The following is an 18,299-nucleotide window of genomic DNA, read 5'->3' as shown; positions in this document are numbered from 1 at the left end:
GCACGGGAGCGGCCTCCGCGCGCCGGCTCAGCTATCGAGTTCCTGCCAGCGCGCGTACGCGTGGTCGAGCTCGGCCTGCACCTTCGCCATTTCCTGCGTGTGCTGGGCCACCGCCGCCGCATCGCGCTGGTAGAACGCCGGGTCGTTCATCGCCTCGGCCATCTGCGCCAGTTTCCCTTCCAGCGTGTCGATGCGTTCGGGCAGCTGCTCCAGTTCGCGCGCGTCCTTGTAGCTGAGCTTGCGCTTGGCCGCCGCGGGTTCTTCGGCCTTCGCCGCCGACACCGGCGCACTCGCGGCCGCCGGCTTGCCAGCCACGCCCGCCACCGCATCGGCCGGCTTCTGCCGCAGCCAGTCCGAATACCCGCCCACGTACTCGCCGACGTGGCCGTCGCCTTCCATCACCATCGTGGAGGTCACCACGTTGTCGAGGAAGTCGCGGTCATGGCTGACCAGCAGCAGCGTGCCGGTGTAGTCGGCCAGCAGCTCTTCCAGCAGCTCCAGCGTTTCCACGTCCAGGTCGTTGGTCGGTTCGTCCATCACCAGCAGGTTGGACGGCTGCGCGAACAGCCGCGCCAGCAGCAGCCGGTTGCGCTCGCCACCGGACAGCCGCGTGATCGGCGCGCGCGCGCGCTCCGGGGTGAACAGGAAGTCCTGCAGGTAGGCATGCACGTGCTTGCGCTTGCCGTTGACCTCGATGAAGTCCGCGCCCTCTGCCACGTTCTCGATGGCGTTCCAGTCCTCGCGCAGCGTGGCGCGGTACTGGTCGAAATAGGCGATCTGCAGGTTGGTGCCCTGCACGATCTCGCCCTGCTGCGGCTGCAGTTCGCCCAGCAGCAGCTTGAGCAGCGTGGTCTTGCCGCTGCCGTTCGGGCCGATCAGGCCGATGCGGTCGCCGCGCAGCAGCGTGGTGGAGAAGTCGCGCACCATCACCCGCTCGCCGAAGGCGAAGGTCACGTCGCGCGCCTGGATCACCTTCTTGCCCGACGACTCCCCCTGCGCGGCCTGCATGCGCACGTTGCCGCCGAGTTCGCGCCGCTGCGATCGCTCCGCGCGCATCGCCTTGAGCCGGCGCACGCGGCCTTCGTCGCGGGTGCGGCGGGCCTTGATGCCCTGGCGGATCCACACTTCTTCCTGCGCCAGCAGCTTGTCGAAGCGCGCGTTCTCCTGCGCTTCTGCATTCAGTCGCTCCTCGCGGCGGCGCTCGTAATTGGCCCAGTCGCCGGGCCAGCTGGTGATCTGGCCGCGGTCGATCTCGACGATGCGCGTCGCCAGCGCGCGCAGGAAGCGGCGGTCGTGGGTGACGAACACCACCGAGCCGTTCCAGCCCTTGAGGAAGCCTTCGAGCCAGTCGATGGCCTCGATGTCCAGGTGGTTGGTCGGTTCGTCCAGCAGCAGCACGTCCGGGGCGGATACCAGCGAGCGCGCCAGCAGCACGCGGCGCTTCATGCCGCCGGACAGCCGCGAGAACGCGGCATCGCCGTCCAGCTCCAGCCGCGTCAGCGTCTCGGCCACGCGCTGGTCCAGCGCCCAGCCTTCGGCGGCGTCGATGCGCGCCTGCACGCGGGCCAGCGCGTCGGCATCGAAATGCTCGGCATGGCTGATCTGGTGGAACTCGGCCAGCCACTGGCCCAGTTCGCCCAGGCCGCCGGCAACCACGTCGAACACGCTGCCGTCGGCGCCGAGCGGCACTTCCTGTTCCAGCCGCGCGATGCGCACGCCCTGCTGGACGCGGATCTCGCCGTCGTCCGGGCGCAGCTCGCCGGCGATGAGTTTCATGAGGGTGGACTTGCCGGCGCCGTTGCGGCCGATCAGGGCGATGCGCTCGCCCGGTTCGATCGCCAGTTCGGCTTTTTCCAGCAACAACGGGCCGCCGACGCTGTAGTCGACGTTCTGCAAGGTGATCAAAGGCATGCGCCTATTGTACGTGGGATGCGCCCGCCCCCCGCGCCCGCGCTACCCGGCATCCAGTTCCAGCAGCCGCCGCAGGCTCTGCGACCAGGGCCGCCCGCGGTGGCGGATGCGGTACAGCGGCCGCGACAGCGGTGGCAGCACCGTGGACAGCGCCACCAGGCGGCCCAGCGCCAGCTGGTCCTGCACCGCGCTGCGCGAGAGGCAGGTCAGGCCCAGCCCGGCGGCGGCGCCCTGCTTGATCGCCTCGGTGCTGCCCAGCTGGACGCCCTGCTCGAAGCCGCCCAGGTGCGGCAGCAAGGCCTGCTCCACCGATTCACGCGTCCCCGAGCCGACTTCGCGCAGCAGCCAGCGCTGGGCGCGCAGCGTCGCCACCGGGATGCGCCGCCGCCGCGCCAGCGGGTGGTCGGCACCGGCCAGCAACAGCAGCGGATCCTCGCGCCAGGGCAGCACTTCCAGCTCGCTCTCGTGGCACGGGCCTTCGATCACCCCGGCGTCGACCTCCAGCCGCAGCACCGCCTCCACCACCTGCCGGGTATTGCCGATGCGCAGCGACACCTCCATCGCCGGCCACTGCGCCAGGCAGTGCGCCATGCGCTCGGGCATCAGGTAGTTGCCGATGGTGGTGCTGGCACCCAGCCGCACGCGCGCCGGCAGCGGCCGCCCTTCCTGCGCGCCACCGAAGCGGTGTTCGATCTGCGCGGCGTCATCGAGCAGCGCGCGCGCCGGGTCCAGCAGCGCGCGGCCGGTGTCGTTGAGCAGCAGGCGCTTGCCGAGGCGGTCGAACAGCGGCACGCCCAGTGTGGCCTCCAGTTCGGCCAGCGCCGCGCTGGTGGCCGATTGCGACAAGGGCAGCCGCGCGCCGGCGGCGGTGGTGCTGCCGGTTTCGGCGATGGCCAGGAAGATCTGCAACTGGCGCAGCGAGAGGTGCATGTCGCTTACCTGCATGACGGGTCATTGTTAGCAGGATAATCCGTTTTACGAATAAACGTGGGAGGCGCAGGCTGCGCGCAGTTTCCGAACCGCCACGTCGTCATGTCTTCCGTTGCTGCCGTCGCCCCAACCCGCTTCCCCCTGTTTCCCGGCCTGCTGCTGTGCGCCGCACTCGCCGGGCTGTCGCTGGCCCTGGCCCAGCACCCGTGGGTGCGCAGCCACGGGCTGGGCGCGCTCACGCTGGCCATCGCGCTGGGCATGCTCGCCGGCAACACCGTGTATCCGTGCTTCGCGCCGCCGCTGGCGCCGGGGGTGGCGTTCTCCAGGCAGCGGCTGCTGCGCCTGGGCGTGGTGTTGTACGGGCTGCGGCTGACCTTCCAGGACGTCGCGCAGGTCGGCGTGACCGGCGTGGTGATCGATGCGCTGGTGCTGGCCAGCACGCTGGGCATCGCCGCGTGGTGGGGGCCCAGGCGCTTCGGCCTACCGCGCGAGGCGGCGCTGCTGATCGGCGCCGGCAGCGCGATCTGCGGCGCGGCGGCGGTGATGGCGGCCGGCCCGGTACTGCGCGCGCGCAGCGAGCAGGTCGCCGTGGCGGTGGCCACGGTGGTGGTGTTCGGCACGCTCTCGATGGTGGCCTACCCGCTGCTGCATCCGCTCGTGGCCGCGCACCTGCCCGCGCTGGCCTCGCCGCTGCACTTCGGCGTGTTCACCGGTTCGACCGTGCACGAAGTAGCGCAGGTGGTGGTGGCCGGCCGGGCGATCGGCGGGGAGGCCGAGTCGGCGGCGGTCATCACCAAGATGGTGCGGGTGATGATGCTGGCGCCGGTGCTGCTGGGCCTGTCGCTGTGGCGCGCCCGCGGCACCGGCCAGGGCATGCGCGGCCTGCAGGTGCCGTGGTTCGCCTTCGCCTTCCTCGCGCTGACCGCGGCCAATTCGCTGTGGCCGCTGCCCGCGGCCTGGCATGCACCGGCCATGTGGCTGGACGACAGCCTGCTGGCGATGGCCATGGCCGCCCTCGGCCTGACCACCCATGCCGGCGAGCTGCGCCGCGCCGGCCTGCGTCCGCTGCTGCTCGGGGCCGCGCTGCTGGGCTGGCTGGTGCTGGGCGGGGCGGCGATCAACCTGGGCGTGCGCGCCGTGCTGGGCTGAAACCGCCCGGCGGGCACGCGGGCGGCGCATCTGCGAAAATGCCCCATGACCGAATTCGCTTCCCTGCCGCTCTCGCCGGCATTGGCCGCTGGCATCGATGCCCTTGGCTACACCACCCTCACCCCGATCCAGGCCCTGGCGCTGCCGCCGATCCTGGAAGGCCGCGACGTGATCGCCCAGGCCCCGACCGGCAGCGGCAAGACCGCCGCCTTCGGCCTGGGCCTGCTGCAGCGGCTGGATCCGGCGCTGGGCCGCACGCAGGCGCTGGTGCTGTGCCCGACGCGCGAACTGGCCGACCAGGTCGGCCAGCAGCTGCGCAAGCTCGCCACCGGCATCCCCAACCTCAAGCTCAGCGTGCTGACCGGCGGCGTGTCGCTGGAGCCGCAGATCGCCTCGCTGCAGGCGCACGACCCGCTGGTCGTGGTCGGCACGCCCGGCCGCGTGCAGGAACTGGCGCGCAAGCGCGTGCTGAACCTGGGCGCGGTGCGCGGCTTCGTGCTCGACGAGGCCGACCGCATGCTCGACATGGGCTTCGAGGAGCCGATCCGCGAAATCGCCGGGCGCTGCGCCAAGGAGCGCCAGAACCTGCTGTTCTCGGCCACCTTCCCCGACACGATCCGCGAGCTGGCCCGCCAGCTGCTGCGCGAGCCGGTCGAGGTGACCGTGGAAGGCGGCCAGAGCGCGCCGCAGATCGAACACCTGTTCTTCGAAGTGGAACCGGCGCACCGGCAGAAGGCGGTGGCCGGGCTGTTGCTCAAGCACCGGCCGGAATCGGCGGTGGTGTTCTGCAACACGCGCAAGGAAGTGGACGAAGTGGCGAACTCGCTGCAGCAGTTCGGCTTCTCGGCGCTGGCGCTGCACGGCGACCTGGAACAGCGCGACCGCGACGAGGTGCTCGTGCGTTTCTCCAACGGCAGCTGCAACGTGCTGGTCGCCAGCGACGTGGCCGCGCGCGGGCTGGACGTGGAAGGCCTGGCGGCGGTAGTGAACTACGAGCTGCCGACCGACGTGGAGAGCTACCGCCATCGCGTCGGTCGCACCGCGCGCGCGGGCCGTCACGGCCTGGCGCTGAGCCTGGTGTCTTCGCGCGAACTGCCGCGCGCGCAGGCCATTGCCACCGACCAGGGCCTGACGCTGTCATTGCCGCGCACGCCGCTGGCGACCGGCAAGCCGCCGGAACTGCCGCAGGCGCCGATGGTCACGCTGCGCATCGACGGCGGCAAGACCGACAAGCTGCGCGCGGGCGACATCCTCGGTGCTCTCACCGGCGAGGCGGGTTTGTCGGGCGGGGCGATCGGCAAGATCGTCATCCAGCCGACACGCTCCTACGTGGCGATCGCACGCGCGCAGGTGGGCAAGGCATTGGCCAAGCTGGACGCCGGCAAGATCAAGGGACGGCGGTTCCGGGTGCGCAAGCTCTGAAGCTGGCTCAGTAGGCCAGTGTCGCCACCAGCGGCACCGCCTCCGGCCAACGCGCCCGCGCACCCAGCGCGGGCAATTCGATCAGCACCGCCGCGCCCAGCACTTCGACCCGCAGCTGACGCGCCAGCGACAACGCCGCCAGCAGCGTGCCGCCGGTCGCCAGCACGTCGTCGACGATCACCACCCGCGCGCCGGCCGGCAGCGCATCGGCATGCACTTCGATGCAGTCGGTGCCGTATTCCAGCGCGTACTCCTGCCGCAGCGTGTGCGCGGGCAGCTTGCCCGGCTTGCGCACCGGCACGAAGCCGCAACCCAGCGCCTGCGCCATCGCCGCGCCCAGGATGAAGCCGCGCGATTCGATGCCCAGCACCGCGTCCACCCGCTGCCCGCGCCACGGCGCGCTCATCGCCTCGATGGCCGCGCCGAACGCCTCGCCATCGGCCAGCAGCGGGGTGATGTCCTTGAAGACGATGCCCGGCTTGGGGAAATCGACGATGTCACGCAGGCGCGCGGTCCAGGGAAATTCGCTCATGGGGGTCTCAGGAACTGCAGGAAAGCATCGAGCAGCCGGCGCGCACGCGTGCCCATTCCGGGCGGTGGCGTGCGTAGGCTTCCTGCCCGGGCTGGTCGTCGTAGGGATGGCGCAACACCTCCAGCCAGTTCGCCAGCGCCGCGGTGTCGCCCTGCGCGACGCGGTCGATGGTTTCCTGCGCCAGCCAGTTGCGCGGCACGTAACGCGGGTTCGCCAGGCGCATGCGCTCGCGGCGCTGCGCGGCGGGCAGCGGGTCTTCGCGCAGGCGCGCGGCGTAGCGCTGCAGCCATGTCGCCAGCGCGGCGCTGTGCGCGTCGCGCTTGGCGTCGTCGTAGAAGGCCGCTTCCAGCGGTTGCAGCGTCGGCGCTTCGGCGTCGAGCTCGATGAGGCCGCGGAAGGCCAGCGTCATGTCCATCTCGGCCTGCTGCATCAGCGTGCGCAGGTCTTCCATCAACACCAGATCGGCATCGCCACTATCCGCCAGGCCCAGCTTCGCGGCGGTGTGTTCGCGTTCGCGGCGGCGATAGCGCTGCACGAAGCGGTCCAAGCCGTCCTGCAAGGCCGAGGCATCGGCGAACAGTGGCGCCAGCGCCTGCGCCAGCCGGCCCAGGTTCCAGTACGCCACCTGCGGCTGCGTGCCGAAACGGTAGCGGCGGCCGCTGGCGTCGGTGGTGTTCGGCGTCCAGTCCGGGTCGTAGTCCTCCAGCCAGCCGTACGGGCCGTAGTCCAGCGTCAGGCCGAGGATGGAGAGGTTGTCGGTGTTCATCACGCCATGCACGAAGCCCACGCGCATCCAGTGCGCGACCATGTCGGCAGTGCGCTCGCACACCTGGCCGAACCATTCGGCTTCGCGCGCCGCGCCGTGGCCGGTGAGTTCGGGGAAATCGCGTGACAGGGTGAAATCCGCGAGCTGGCGCAGCAGCGCGGTATCGCCGCGCGAAGCCGGCAGCTCGAAAGTGCCGAAGCGGATGAACGACGGCGCGACCCGGCACACCAGCGCGCCCGGCTCCGGCTTCGGATGGCCGTCGTAGAACATGTCGCGCACCACCGCCTCGCCGCTGCCGACCAGGCACAGCGCGCGCGTGGTCGGCACGCCGAGATGATGCATGGCCTCGCTGCAGATGAACTCGCGCAGCGAGGAGCGCAGCACGGCGCGGCCATCGGCACCGCGCGAATACGGCGTGCGCCCGGCCCCCTTGAGCTGCAGTTCGTGGCGCGCGCCATCGGTGCCGACGAGCTCGCCCAGGCTGATCGCCCGGCCATCGCCGAGCTGCCCGGCCCAATGCCCGAACTGGTGGCCGCCGTAGTTCGCCGCCCACGGCTGCATGCCCGGCCACAGCGCATTGCCGGCGAAGACCTGCGCGAAGTCCGGATCGGCGACATCGCCGGCGTCCAGCCCCAACGCGGCAGCCACTTCGCGCGAATAGCCCAGCAGCTGCGGCGCGCGCACCGGCGTCGGCATCACCGACGACCACGCCGCGCCCAGTACCTCGCGCACGCGCGGGCCGGTTTCCGCATCGCCCGGCAATTCCTGGATGAAACGGTTGTCGAACCGCGCGGTCACGCCGGCCCGCCGGCGAGCGCGAACGGCCCGCCCTGCTGCAGCGCGGCCTGGTAGGCCGGCCGCGCTTCGACGCGGGCGATGAAATCGCGCAGCTTCGGGTACGCGCCCAGCCCACCGCCGCGCGCGGCGGCGGCCTGCACCGGGAAGCTCATCTGGATATCGGCGGCGGTGAAACGCTCGCCGGCGAACCAGCCCTCCTGGGCGAGCTGCGATTCCATCCAGTCCAGGTGCAGCTTCACCTGTGGGCCGATGAAGCGGCTCATCGCCTTGTCGACGATGCGGTGGGCGATCGGCCGGGCGAAGAACGGCATCGGCGCCTGCCGCAGGCGCTGGAACACCAGCGTCATCAGCAGCGGCGGCATCGCCGAGCCCTCGGCGTAGTGCATCCAGTAACGGAAGCGCAGGCGCTCGGGGGAATCGACCGGGCGCGGCGTCGGCGAGAGCACGCGCTCGGTGTCGTAGCGCTCGGTGAGGTAATCGAGGATGGCGCCGGATTCGGCCAGCACGTGCTCGCCGTCGGTCAGCACCGGCGACTTGCCCAGCGGGTGGATGGCGCGCAAGGCCGGCGGCGCCAGCAGCGTGGCCGGGTCGCGCTCGTAGCGCACGATCTGGTACGGCAGCGCCAGTTCCTCCAGCAGCCAGAGCACGCGCTGGGAACGGGAGTTGTTGAGATGGTGGACGGTGATCATGGGGGCGCCACGCGGGGGGAGACCGCCGATGTTAGCCGGCGCTGCCGCGATGCGGCGTCACCTTTCCCCGCCACGAACGAAAACGCCGGGAGCTTTCGCCCCCGGCGTTCTGGCTACCTTGCGGTGGCGGGCGGGATTAGACCGCCTGCACCTGGTCAGCCTGCATGCCCTTCTGGCCCTGCACGGCGACGAAGGTCACCTTCTGGCCTTCCTGCAGCGACTTGAAGCCGTTGCCCTGGATGGCGCGGAAGTGCACGAACAGGTCCGGGCCGCTTTCCGGGGTGATGAAGCCAAAACCCTTGGCGTCGTTGAACCACTTCACGGTACCGCTCTGACGATCAGACATTACTAACTCCTGGAACATTGAATGGATCGCGGCCACCGAAAAGCCGGTGACCGAGACTGTTTTGCAGGCGTTGGTAAAGCGCACACGTTGAAGCGGATCGGATGATCAACCGCACGGCCACGATTCACGGTGACCGCTAGCAAACACAGTGCTGGTGACGATACTCGGCTTTTCCCCAAAAAGCGACCTCCAACCTATTCATCTTCAACGATGTTCAGGCAATTTCCCCCGCCCATTAGAATAGCCGGGATGAATACGCCCGCCCCCACCCGGATCTGGGTCGACGCCGACGCCTGCCCGGTGCCGATCCGCGAGATCATTTTCCGCGCCGCGGCCCGCACCCAGGTGGAGACCTGGCTGGTCGCCAACCAGTGGCTGCGCACCCCGCCCGGCCCGTGGCTCAAGAGCCTGCAGGTCCCCGGCGGCCCGGACGCGGCCGACGATGCCATCGTCGAGCGGCTGGCCGCGGGCGACCTGGTCATCACCCAGGACATCCCGCTGGCGGCCCGCGCCCTGGAAGGCGGCGCCCAGGCGATCAGCCCGCGCGGGGAGCGCTTCACCGCCAACAACATCGCCGAGCGGCTGTCGGTGCGCGACTTCATGGCCGAACTGCGCGGCGCCGGCGTGCAGACCGGCGGCCCGCCTGCCCTGCACGCCCGCGACCGCCAGGCCTTCGCCAACGAACTGGACCGCTGGCTGGCGCAGCGCCGGGCCTGAGCCGGCGCCCGGGCATCGGCGGGCGCGTAGAATGGCCGCCCTTTACCCGGCACCCCTCATGGCCCTCACCGCCACCGTCCGCAAGGCCGAGCTGCAGATCAGCGACATGGATCGCGGCTACTACGCCACCCATAACCTCACCCTGGCCCAGCACCCGTCGGAAACCGACGAGCGCCTGATGCTGCGCCTGCTGGCGTTCGCGATGTTCGCCGACGATCGCCTGCAGTTCGGCCGCGGGCTGAGCAGCGACGACGAACCGGACCTGTGGCGCCACGACTACGGCGGCGAGATCGAGCAGTGGATCGACCTGGGCACGCCGGACGAATCGCGCGTGCGCAAGGCCTGCAACCGCGCCCGCGAGGTCATCGTGCTGGCCTACGGCGGCCAGGCGGTGGAAACGTGGTGGAAGAAGAACGGCGCCGCCCTCGCCCGCCACCGCCAGCTGCGGGTGATCGAGATCGACCCGGACACCGTCGAGGCGCTCGGCCGGCTGATCCAGCGCAGCATGCGCTTCAACGTGCTCATCCAGGACGGCGAGATCCAGCTGCTGGGCGAGGACAACAGCGTGGACGTCCGCCCGATCGAGCGCACCGCCGCGGCATGAGCGCGATCGACTGCGACGTGCTGGTCATCGGCGCCGGCGCGGCCGGGCTGATGACCGCGCTCACCGCCGGCCAGCGCGGCCGGCGGGTGCAGGTGATCGACCACGCCAACAAGGTCGGCAAGAAGATCCTGATGTCCGGCGGCGGCCGCTGCAATTTCACCAACACCGGCACCACGCCCGCCCAGTTCCTGTCGGCCAACCCGCACTTCTGCAAATCCGCGCTGGCGCGTTTCAGCCCGGGCGACTTCATCGAGATGGTCGAGCGCCACGGCGTGGCCTACCACGAGAAGGAACTCGGCCAGCTGTTCTGCGACGTGTCCTCCAAGCTGATCGTCAAGCTGCTGGTGGACGAATGCCATGCCGCCGGCGTGCAGATCCGCACGCACTGCGCGGTGGAGAAGGTCGAACGCGGCGCCGAGGGCTTCCGCGTCGATACCTCGCAGGGCCGCTTCCAGGCCGCTTCGCTGGTGGTGGCCACCGGCGGGCTGTCGATCCCCAGCCTGGGCGCGAGCGGCTTCGGCTACGAGCTGGCGCGCCAGTTCGGCCACGAGGTGCTTCCGACCCGCGCCGGGCTGGTGCCGCTGACGCTCTCGGGCAAGCACCAGGAGCGCCTGCAGGACCTGGCCGGCGTCGCCCTGCCGGTGGAGGCGCGCTGCAACGGGCGCAGCTTCCGCAACGCATTGCTGTTCACCCACCGCGGGGTCAGCGGCCCGTCGATCCTGCAGATCTCCTCTTATTGGCAGCCCGGCGACGACCTGCGCCTGGACCTGCTCCCCGGCGAGGACGCCGAAGCGTGGCTGCGCGAACTCAAGCGCACCCACGGCGCGTCGGAGCTGCGCAACGCGCTGGCCGAGCGCCTGCCCAAGCGGCTGGCGCAGCGCCTGTGCGAGCTGTGGCTGCCCGACAAGCCGGTGCGCCAGCTCGACGAGCGCGAGCTGCGCGCGGCCGCCGCCACCCTGCGCGACTGGCCGCTGGTGGCCAGCGGCACCGAGGGCTACCGCACCGCCGAGGTCACCCTGGGCGGCGTGGCGACCGACGCCGTGTCGTCCTCGACCATGGAATCGCGTCGGGTGCCGGGGCTTTATTTCGTCGGCGAAGTGCTCGACGTCACCGGCTGGCTCGGCGGCTACAACTTCCAGTGGGCCTGGGCTTCCGGCCACGCCGCGGGCCTGGCGGCCTGAGCCCGCCAAGGCGACCGCCATCCCAGCCCCGGGTCGCGTGCATGGACGGCGCCCCGCAGCATCGTGTATTACAGCGGGTCATGGATCCTGGGGAAATGCGTGGACCTTGTGCCGGACGGCTCCCCCGGGCCGACCGGCGCGACGCTGCGCGCGCGCTTGCGCAGGCCTTCCCCAGGCGCCTTGCCATGCCCCACCCAGTTCCCCGGAATCCTTGAATGCAGAACGGCAAAGACCTCACCCTCCGCCTGATGATCGTCGATGACAGCGGCGAGAGCGCCGAGGGCATCGTCACCACGCTGCGCAACAGCGGCATCGCCGTGCGCCCCTCGCGCCCGCAGAGCAACGAAGACCTGTCGGCGATGCTCTCGGGGCAGATCGACCTGGTGCTGGCCTCGCAATCGCGCGACCTGCCGCTGGGCGCGGTGCAGCAGGCGCTGGCGCGCAGCGGCAAGGACGTGCCGCTGGTGCTGCTGACCGACCGCATCGACGAGAACGAATGGGTGGAGGCGGCCGGCCACGGCATCCGCGCCATCGCCCTGCGCCAGCGCCCCGAACACCTGCTCGGCGTGGTGCGCGCGGAAATGACCGACCTGCACGCGCGCCGCGGCCTGCGCCGGATCGAGGCGCAGATGCGCGAGACCGAGCGCCGCTGCGACGCGCTGATCGCCTCCTCGCGCGACCCCATCGCCTACGTCCACGAAGGCATGCACATCCGCGCCAACGACGCCTACCTGGAGATGTTCGGGTTCGAGTCGTTCGAGGACGTGGAAGGCATCTCGCTGCTGGACCTGATCGCCGCCCAGCACGTGGAGGACTTCAAGCAGCTGCTGAAGTCGATGAGCAAGGGCGAAGCGCCGCCGCCGCAGTACAAGGTGGATGCGCGCAGCCTGGAGGGCGACACCTTCCCGGCGACGATGGAATTCGCCACCGCCACCTACGAGGGCGAAGCCTGCGTGCAGGTGGTGTTCCGCCGCCGCGAGGAGTTCGACCCGGAACTGGCGCGCGAGGTGGAAGACCTGCGCCAGCGCGACCCGGTGACCGGCCTGCTCAACCGCCCCACCTTCATGGTGGCGCTGGAAGACGCGGTGACCCAGGCCAGCCGCGGCGACCAGCAGTACGGCTTCCTGCTGGTGGAGCCGGACCACTACACCCGCATCCTGGCCGACATCGGCCTGGATTCGGCCGACGCGCTGATCTCCGCGCTGGCCTCGCACCTGGCCGCGCACGTGGAAGGCGACATGCGCACGGCGCGCTTCGGCGAGAACAGCTTCGCCGTGCTGCTGGCCGGCGACCACCGCCGCACCAGCGAGCTGGCCGACAAGATCCGCGCGGCGTTCGCGCAGCACGTCTTCAGCGTCGGTGATCGCTCGGCGACGGTGACGGTGAGCATCGGCGGCGTGCAGATCGGCGAGAAGATCGCCAGCATCGGCCAGGTGCTGCAGCGCGCGACCGAAGCGGTGCGCGCGGGCAGCGAGCTCGGCGGCAACGGCGTGCACATCTTCGACCCGGGCGCGGTGGACCGCGCCGAGGAAGAGCGCATCCAGCGCTGGATCGAGCACCTGCACGAGGCGCTGGTCGGCAACGGCTTCCTGCTGCACTTCCAGCCGGTGCTGCACCTGATGGGCGAGCCGATCGAGCTCTACCAGGCGTTCCTGCGCCTGGAACGCAACGGCGAGCTGATCTCGCCGGCGACGTTCATGGCGATCGCCGAAGAGCACGCGATGATCGCCGACATCGACCGCTGGGTGATCCGCGAGGCGATCCGCACGCTGGCCGAGCGCCAGCGCACCGGCCACGCGACGCACCTGCTGGTGCGCATCGGGCCGGCGGCCTATTCGGATCCGCGCACGGTGGCGCTGATCCGCCAGGAGCTGCAGGCGCACGGCGTGCCGGGCGAGCGGCTGTGGCTGCAGACGCCGGAGTCGAAGGTGTTCACGCACCTGCGCAACGCGCAGCAGTTCCTCGCCGAGGTGGGCGCGCTGGGCTGCAAGCTGGGCCTGGAGCAGTTCGGCTCGGGGCTGGATTCGTTCCAGCTGCTGTCGCACTTCCAGCCCTCGTTCCTGAAGCTGGACCGCGGGCTCACGGCCGATGCGGTGCAGGGCAAGGAGAGCCAGGAGAAGATCCGCGAGATCACCGGGCGCGCGCAGCCGGAAGGCATCCTGACGCTGGTCGAGTTCGTCGGCGATGCGGCCTCGATGAGCCTGTTCTTCAATGCCGGCGTCGATTACGTGCAGGGTGATTTCATCGGGCCTGCCGGGCCGGGGATGACGTACGAGTTCTGATCTTCGCCTGACGCGCTCCCTCTCCGTTCTTCCCGCGCAGCCGGCGGGCAGGCCACCCGGCTAGATGGATGATCGCTGGGGGGATGGAAAGGCTTCGAGCAAGGCGCAAGAAAAAGCCCGCCATTGGCGGGCTTTTTTGTTCGTGGGGGTTAGACCACCGTCGCGTTCGCCGACTTCAGCGCGGCGATGCGCTCGGGCAGCGGCGGGTGGCTCAGGAACAGCTTGCGCAGGCCCTGGCCCATGCCGCCGGCGATGCCGAAGGCTTCCACCTGCGCGGGCAGCGTGCTCTGGCCGTGGTTCAACGACAGGCGCTCCAGCGCGGCGATCATCTTCTGGCGGCCCGCCAGCTGGGCGCCACCGGCGTCGGCGCGGAATTCGCGGCGGCGCGAGAACCACATGGCGATCATCGTCGCGAACAGGCCGAAGATCAGCTCCAGCACCATCACGATGGCGAAGTACGCCAGGCCGCGGCGGCCGTCCTCGCGGTTGCCCGAGAGGTAGGTGTCCACCACGCCGCCGACGACGCGCGCCAGCACGATCACGAAGGTGTTCAGCACGCCCTGCAGCAGGGCCATGGTCACCATGTCGCCATTGGCGACGTGGCTCACTTCGTGGCCCAGCACCGCTTCGGCCTCTTCCTGGCTCATGTTCTGCAGCAGGCCGGTGGAAACGGCCACCAGCGCGTTGTTGCGGTTGGCGCCGGTGGCGAAGGCGTTGATCTCCGGGCCGTCGTAGATGGCCACTTCCGGCATGCCGATGCCGGCGGCCTGCGCCTGGCGGCGCACGGTCTCCACCAGCCAGCGTTCGGTCAGGGTGCGCGGCTCGGTGATGACCTGCGCGCCGGTGGCGCGCTTGGCCATGAACTTGGACAGCAGCAGCGAGATGAGCGAGCCGCCGAAGCCGAAGATCGCCGCCATCACCAGCAGGCCACCCATGCTGGCCGAATTGACGCCGAGCAACGACATCACGATGCCGGCCAGCACCAGCACGGCCAGGTTGGTCAACAGGAACAACGCGATACGACTGAACATGGAAGCACCGGCTCCGCGGGACTTTGGAAAGGGGAACGATGGCCAATCTGCGGTGCGGCCAACTTGAAATCAAGCAACAACCTGAAAGACGATTCAGCCTTCCATGACACGTCCTGCCTACCGCGGCCGCTTCGCGCCCTCGCCCACCGGTCCACTGCACTACGGCTCGCTGTATGCGGCGTTCGGCAGCTGGCTGCTCGCGCGCCACCGCGCCGGGGCGTGGTGGGTGCGCGTGGAGGACATCGACCCGCCACGCGAGGTGCCCGGCGCGGCGCAGGCACAGCTGCGCACGCTGGCGGCCTTCGGTCTGGTGCCTGACGCACCCATCGTGCGCCAGAGCGAGCGCCACGCCCTGTACGCCGCCGCGCTGGAACGGCTGGTGGCGGACGGCGCGGCCTTCCCCTGCACCTGCAGTCGTTCGGAACTGGCCGCCAGCGCCGGCATCCACCATCGCTGCCTGCATGCGCCGAACGACCGGCCGCCGGCCTGGCGCCTGCGCGTGCCGGCGCCGTGCGAGGTCGCTTTCGAGGATGGGCTGCAGGGCCGCATCGCGCAGGACGTCTACACCGACGTCGGCGATTTCGTCCTCAAGCGCGCCGATGGCCATTGGGCTTACCAGCTGGCCGTGGTGGTGGACGACGCCGAGCAAGGCATGACGGATGTCGTGCGCGGCGCCGACCTGCTCGATTCCACCCCGCGGCAGATCCTGCTGCAGCGCGCGCTCGGCCTGCCCACGCCGAACTACCTGCATCTGCCGCTGGTCACCGATGCGCAGGGCCGCAAGCTGTCCAAGTCCGAGGCGGCACGGCCCCTGGACGACGCCGATCCCCTGCCCGCGCTGCGCATGGCCTGGCGCGATCTCGGCCAGGATCCGCGCCAGCTGCCGGCCAGCGGCGCGCGCGACGCGCTGCTGGCCGCCGCGGTGGCCGCCTTCGACCCCGCCCGCCTGCCGCGCCGGCTGCCCGCCACGGGCACCTGAGGCGCGGGCACGAGGCCGCTTCCTTGTCTAGAATCGAACCATTCCCGTCCTGTTCGGAGCATCCATGACATCCCGCGTCGCGCTGGTCACCGGCGGCACCGGCGGCATCGGTACCGCCATCTGCAAGCGCCTGGCCGACCAGGGCCACCGGGTGGCGACCAACTACCGCAACGAGGAGAAGGCGCGCGCCTGGCAGCAGCGCATGCAGGCCGCCGGCTACGAATTCGCGCTGTTCAAGGGCGACGTGGCCTCTTCCGAGCACGCCAAGGCACTGATCCACGAGGTCGAGGCCGCGCTCGGCCCGGTGGAGATCCTGGTCAACAACGCCGGCATCACCCGCGACACCACCTTCCACCGCATGAGCGCCGAGCAGTGGCACGAGGTGATCAACACCAACCTCAACTCGGTGTTCAACGTCACCCGCCCGGTGATCGAGGGCATGCGCAAGCGCGGCTGGGGCCGGGTCATCCAGATCAGCTCGATCAACGGCCTCAAGGGCCAGTACGGCCAGGCCAACTACGCCGCGGCCAAGGCAGGCATGCACGGCTTCACCATTTCGCTGGCGCGCGAGAACGCGGCCTTCGGCATCACCGTCAATACGGTCTCGCCCGGCTACGTCGCCACCGACATGGTGATGGCGGTACCGGAGGAAGTGCGCGCCAAGATCGTGGCCGACATCCCCACCGGGCGCCTGGGCAAGCCGGAGGAGATCGCCTACGCGGTGGCCTTCCTGGTGGCCGAGGAAGCGGCGTGGATCACCGGTTCGAACCTGGACATCAACGGCGGCCACCACATGGGCTGGTGAGCCGCGCACTCGTGTGACGGCCATCGCCATGCTGCACGGTTCAGGTGCAGCATGAAAAACCGCGCAAGCTCATGCTGCGCAACATTTTTTCGCCCGCAAGCCCCATCCCCCCTGACTTCCGGCGGTTGCAAGCACTGTTGCACTGCGCCATCCTCCGCACAAACCGGACCGAGTGACTGCTTTCATGGCTGCACTTCGCATCATCAAGAAGTATCCCAACCGTCGCCTCTACGACACCGAGATCTCCAGCTACATCACCATCGAGGATGTGCGCCAGCTCATCATCGACGGCGAGGATTTCGAGGTACGCGACGCCAAGAGCGGCGAAGACCTCACCCGCTCGGTCCTGCTGCAGATCATCGCCGACCAGGAATCGGACGGCGAACCGATGCTGTCCACCCAGCTGCTCAGCCAGATCATCCGCTTCTACGGGGATTCCCTGCAGGGCTTCATGGGCAACTACCTTGAACGCAGCATGCAGGTATTCCTGGAACAGCAGCAGCAATTCCGCCAGCAGATGGGCAACCTGCTCGGCCAGACGCCTTGGGCGATGATGAACCAGCTCACCGAGCGCAACCTGGAGCTGTGGCAGGAATTCCAGCGCAACTTCGGCGCCGGCTTCGGCCGTGGCCCTTCGGGCGGCACCGGCACGGGCACCCCGTCCTCCGGCCCGACCGCCGCGGCCGGCGGCAGCAAGACGCGCCGCTGAGGCCCTCCCGCGGCGCGCCAGCCTGTTACGGCGCGCCGACCCGCTCGACCTGGTAGCCGCGCGCGCGCAGCTTCTCCACCACGCCGTCCTCGCCCAGCAGGTGCAAGGTGCCCACCACGACCAGCGTGGTGCCCTGCCCCGGCTGCAGGTAGCGCTCCAGCTTCGGCACCCAGCGGTCGTTGCGCGCGACGTTGATATTGCGATACAGCGCCGGGTACTGGCGCTTCATGTCCAGCGCCATCTCCGACCACATCCGCTTGGCATCGCCCGCGCGCCACGCATCGTGCAGCGCGCGTGTCTGCTGGTTGCCTTCGCTGGCGTCGTCCAGCGCCTCGGCGAGCATCTGCCGCTGCTCTTCCAGCGACATGCCGTCCAGCAGCGCGATCTGTTCGGCCGCCGTCTCCAGCCCGCCGGTCGGCTTGCCCGCGCTGGCGGCCTGCCGCATGAAGTGCTGGTCCAGGCCCAGCGAAGGATCCAGCCCCTGCGCGGCCATCTCCGCCAGGCTCACGCTCAAGCCGACGAACCACGCCTCGTAGCCGGCCAGCGCCTCGACCGACATGCCGTGCCCGGACGCATAGGCCTGCAACGCCGACCACTGCGCCGGCGAGAGGTCATCGCGCAGGCTGCGCCCGTCGGTGCGGGTAGCGGCCTGCAGCATCTGCGCGGCCAGCGCCGGTGATTCCACCTGCTCTGCGGGCAGTTCGAAGATCACCCGCGTGGATTTGGCGAACGCCGCGTCCACTTCCGGCGCGAGCGGGTAATCGTCCGGCTTGAGCAGGTGGAACGAGCCCAGCAGGTACAGGCTGCTGCCGTCGCGCGCGCTGACCTTCCACAGCAGCGGCGTCGGCGGCCCCTTGCCGGCGGCGGCCCCGGCCAGCGGGACGGCCAGCGCCACCCCCACCAGCAGCAGGCCGAGCAGCGAAGCACAGAGCCAACGCGCGAAACGGGTCTTCATCGATCAATCCGGGTGGTGGTAGGTCTTCTCGCCCGCTTCCACCAGCAGGTCCAGCCGGTTTTCCGGCGGCGGCAGCGGGCAGGTGGCGAAAGCGGTGAACGCGCACGGCGGGTTGTAGGCGCGGTTGAAGTCGATCACCACGTGGCCCTGCGCGTCGGGTGCGCCGACGTCGAGGAAGCGGCCGGCCGAATAGCTGCCGTGGCCACTGGTGCGGTCGGCGAAGACCACGAACAGCTCGCGGCCCGGCTCGCCGATGGCTTCCAGCCGGTAGGCCTGGCCGTCGCGTTCGAATTCGATGGCGCCGGCGTTGGGCTGCTCGGTGACCATGCTGGTGATGTCCACCACCGGCAGCGTCTTGCCGACGTCGTGCGGGACGAAGCGCGCCTGGATGCGCCAGGACGGATCGGCCGGCCAGTACTCCAGGCCGCGGAACCCGGTGTAGGTCGGCGCGTCGGCATGGCGCACGCGCAGCGCGCGGCGATCGCCGCGCTGG

General features: G+C 70.2%; 18 protein-coding genes. 9 read left to right on the top strand and 9 right to left on the bottom strand.

The genetic code is table 11. The features are described from left to right. Positions 1–27: 27 nt before the first annotated feature. The gene (locus ARC20_RS04520; RefSeq protein ID WP_057644993.1) at positions 28–1,911 is read right to left on the bottom strand and encodes an ATP-binding cassette domain-containing protein; all 1,884 of its coding nucleotides are present in this window, start codon (positions 1,909–1,911) and stop codon (positions 28–30) included. Between the two features lie 42 nt (positions 1,912–1,953). Further along, on the bottom strand, positions 1,954–2,841 hold the full coding sequence (locus ARC20_RS04515; RefSeq protein ID WP_057645136.1) for a LysR family transcriptional regulator: 888 nt from the start codon (positions 2,839–2,841) through the stop codon (positions 1,954–1,956). Between the two features lie 102 nt (positions 2,842–2,943). On the opposite strand from ARC20_RS04515, the gene ARC20_RS04510 reads away from it, so the two are divergent. Then, entirely contained in the window at positions 2,944–3,990 is a 1,047-nt protein-coding gene (locus ARC20_RS04510) for a YeiH family protein (protein ID WP_057644990.1), read from the top strand. A gap of 45 nt (positions 3,991–4,035) precedes the next feature. Beyond that, the gene (dbpA, locus tag ARC20_RS04505) at positions 4,036–5,412 is read left to right on the top strand and encodes an ATP-dependent RNA helicase DbpA (protein WP_057644987.1); all 1,377 of its coding nucleotides are present in this window, start codon (positions 4,036–4,038) and stop codon (positions 5,410–5,412) included. A gap of 7 nt (positions 5,413–5,419) precedes the next feature. On the opposite strand, the gene ARC20_RS04500 is transcribed toward dbpA, so the two are convergent. The 4 genes from ARC20_RS04500 to ARC20_RS04485 all read right to left on the bottom strand — a co-directional run bounded on the left by ARC20_RS04500 (position 5,420) and on the right by ARC20_RS04485 (position 8,543). Further along, positions 5,420–5,944, bottom strand: a complete 525-nt coding sequence (locus ARC20_RS04500; protein ID WP_057644981.1) for an adenine phosphoribosyltransferase — start codon at positions 5,942–5,944, stop codon at positions 5,420–5,422. A 7-nt stretch (positions 5,945–5,951) separates the two neighbouring features. Continuing rightward, complete coding sequence (locus tag ARC20_RS04495; RefSeq protein ID WP_057644978.1) at positions 5,952–7,508, bottom strand: protein adenylyltransferase SelO; 1,557 nt, start codon at positions 7,506–7,508, stop codon at positions 5,952–5,954. Continuing rightward, a complete protein-coding gene (locus ARC20_RS04490) occupies positions 7,505–8,197 on the bottom strand; it encodes a glutathione S-transferase family protein (RefSeq protein WP_057644977.1) in 693 nt (230 codons plus the stop codon). The genes ARC20_RS04495 and ARC20_RS04490 overlap by 4 nt, the downstream gene beginning before the upstream one ends. 136 nt (positions 8,198–8,333) lie before the next feature. Next, a complete protein-coding gene (locus ARC20_RS04485) occupies positions 8,334–8,543 on the bottom strand; it encodes a cold-shock protein (RefSeq protein ID WP_042615064.1) in 210 nt (69 codons plus the stop codon). A 249-nt stretch (positions 8,544–8,792) separates the two neighbouring features. Here ARC20_RS04485 and ARC20_RS04480 point away from each other — a divergent pair, with 249 nt between their 5' ends. The 4 genes from ARC20_RS04480 to ARC20_RS04465 all read left to right on the top strand — a co-directional run bounded on the left by ARC20_RS04480 (position 8,793) and on the right by ARC20_RS04465 (position 13,327). Continuing rightward, positions 8,793–9,260 (top strand): YaiI/YqxD family protein, encoded by a 468-nt coding sequence (locus ARC20_RS04480; protein WP_057644974.1) that lies wholly within the window; start codon positions 8,793–8,795, stop codon positions 9,258–9,260. A gap of 58 nt (positions 9,261–9,318) precedes the next feature. After that, positions 9,319–9,864 (top strand): YaeQ family protein, encoded by a 546-nt coding sequence (locus tag ARC20_RS04475; protein WP_057644970.1) that lies wholly within the window; start codon positions 9,319–9,321, stop codon positions 9,862–9,864. Continuing rightward, positions 9,861–11,045, top strand: coding sequence for a BaiN/RdsA family NAD(P)/FAD-dependent oxidoreductase (locus ARC20_RS04470; protein ID WP_057644966.1), 1,185 nt, complete (start codon positions 9,861–9,863; stop codon positions 11,043–11,045). The genes ARC20_RS04475 and ARC20_RS04470 overlap by 4 nt, the downstream gene beginning before the upstream one ends. Positions 11,046–11,260: 215 nt before the next feature. Next, the gene (locus tag ARC20_RS04465) at positions 11,261–13,327 is read left to right on the top strand and encodes an EAL domain-containing protein (protein ID WP_057644962.1); all 2,067 of its coding nucleotides are present in this window, start codon (positions 11,261–11,263) and stop codon (positions 13,325–13,327) included. Positions 13,328–13,476: 149 nt separating this feature from the next. Here ARC20_RS04465 and htpX read toward each other — a convergent pair whose 3' ends face one another. Further along, positions 13,477–14,358 (bottom strand): protease HtpX, encoded by an 882-nt coding sequence (htpX, locus tag ARC20_RS04460; protein ID WP_057644959.1) that lies wholly within the window; start codon positions 14,356–14,358, stop codon positions 13,477–13,479. A 103-nt stretch (positions 14,359–14,461) separates the two neighbouring features. Between htpX and gluQRS the strand changes: the two genes are divergently transcribed. The 3 genes from gluQRS to phaR all read left to right on the top strand — a co-directional run bounded on the left by gluQRS (position 14,462) and on the right by phaR (position 16,851). Then, complete coding sequence (gluQRS, locus tag ARC20_RS04455; RefSeq protein ID WP_057644955.1) at positions 14,462–15,337, top strand: tRNA glutamyl-Q(34) synthetase GluQRS; 876 nt, start codon at positions 14,462–14,464, stop codon at positions 15,335–15,337. A 64-nt stretch (positions 15,338–15,401) separates the two neighbouring features. Beyond that, positions 15,402–16,142, top strand: a complete 741-nt coding sequence (gene phbB / locus ARC20_RS04450; protein ID WP_057644952.1) for a beta-ketoacyl-ACP reductase — start codon at positions 15,402–15,404, stop codon at positions 16,140–16,142. A gap of 184 nt (positions 16,143–16,326) precedes the next feature. Beyond that, on the top strand, positions 16,327–16,851 hold the full coding sequence (gene phaR, locus ARC20_RS04445) for a polyhydroxyalkanoate synthesis repressor PhaR (protein ID WP_057644951.1): 525 nt from the start codon (positions 16,327–16,329) through the stop codon (positions 16,849–16,851). Positions 16,852–16,876: 25 nt separating this feature from the next. Here the strand turns inward: phaR and ARC20_RS04440 are convergent, their stop codons facing one another. Further along, positions 16,877–17,806, bottom strand: a complete 930-nt coding sequence (locus ARC20_RS04440; RefSeq protein WP_057644948.1) for a TraB/GumN family protein — start codon at positions 17,804–17,806, stop codon at positions 16,877–16,879. Positions 17,807–17,809: 3 nt separating this feature from the next. Further along, positions 17,810–18,299 (bottom strand): DUF1684 domain-containing protein (locus ARC20_RS04435; RefSeq protein WP_152983946.1); only part of this gene is annotated, 490 nt, incomplete at its 5' end.

Source organism: Stenotrophomonas panacihumi, assembly GCF_001431645.1.
Classification (GTDB): Bacteria; Pseudomonadota; Gammaproteobacteria; order Xanthomonadales; family Xanthomonadaceae; genus Stenotrophomonas_A; species Stenotrophomonas_A panacihumi.
Note: the sequence above shows the minus strand (reverse complement) of the source record. Positions and strands in the feature narration are given on the sequence as shown.

Bases quoted from the DNA above. Each gene is read 5' to 3' on its own strand.
- ARC20_RS04520 (WP_057644993.1), bottom strand. From the start codon at position 1,911: ATGCCTTTGATCACCTTGCAGAACGTCGACTACAGCGTCGGCGGCCCG.
- ARC20_RS04515 (WP_057645136.1), bottom strand. From the start codon at position 2,841: ATGCACCTCTCGCTGCGCCAGTTGCAGATCTTCCTGGCCATCGCCGAA.
- ARC20_RS04510 (WP_057644990.1), top strand. From the start codon at position 2,944: ATGTCTTCCGTTGCTGCCGTCGCCCCAACCCGCTTCCCCCTGTTTCCC.
- dbpA (WP_057644987.1), top strand. From the start codon at position 4,036: ATGACCGAATTCGCTTCCCTGCCGCTCTCGCCGGCATTGGCCGCTGGC.
- ARC20_RS04500 (WP_057644981.1), bottom strand. From the start codon at position 5,944: ATGAGCGAATTTCCCTGGACCGCGCGCCTGCGTGACATCGTCGATTTC.
- ARC20_RS04490 (WP_057644977.1), bottom strand. From the start codon at position 8,197: ATGATCACCGTCCACCATCTCAACAACTCCCGTTCCCAGCGCGTGCTC.
- ARC20_RS04485 (WP_042615064.1), bottom strand. From the start codon at position 8,543: ATGTCTGATCGTCAGAGCGGTACCGTGAAGTGGTTCAACGACGCCAAG.
- ARC20_RS04480 (WP_057644974.1), top strand. From the start codon at position 8,793: ATGAATACGCCCGCCCCCACCCGGATCTGGGTCGACGCCGACGCCTGC.
- ARC20_RS04475 (WP_057644970.1), top strand. From the start codon at position 9,319: ATGGCCCTCACCGCCACCGTCCGCAAGGCCGAGCTGCAGATCAGCGAC.
- ARC20_RS04470 (WP_057644966.1), top strand. From the start codon at position 9,861: ATGAGCGCGATCGACTGCGACGTGCTGGTCATCGGCGCCGGCGCGGCC.
- ARC20_RS04465 (WP_057644962.1), top strand. From the start codon at position 11,261: ATGCAGAACGGCAAAGACCTCACCCTCCGCCTGATGATCGTCGATGAC.
- htpX (WP_057644959.1), bottom strand. From the start codon at position 14,358: ATGTTCAGTCGTATCGCGTTGTTCCTGTTGACCAACCTGGCCGTGCTG.
- gluQRS (WP_057644955.1), top strand. From the start codon at position 14,462: ATGACACGTCCTGCCTACCGCGGCCGCTTCGCGCCCTCGCCCACCGGT.
- phbB (WP_057644952.1), top strand. From the start codon at position 15,402: ATGACATCCCGCGTCGCGCTGGTCACCGGCGGCACCGGCGGCATCGGT.
- phaR (WP_057644951.1), top strand. From the start codon at position 16,327: ATGGCTGCACTTCGCATCATCAAGAAGTATCCCAACCGTCGCCTCTAC.
- ARC20_RS04440 (WP_057644948.1), bottom strand. From the start codon at position 17,806: ATGAAGACCCGTTTCGCGCGTTGGCTCTGTGCTTCGCTGCTCGGCCTG.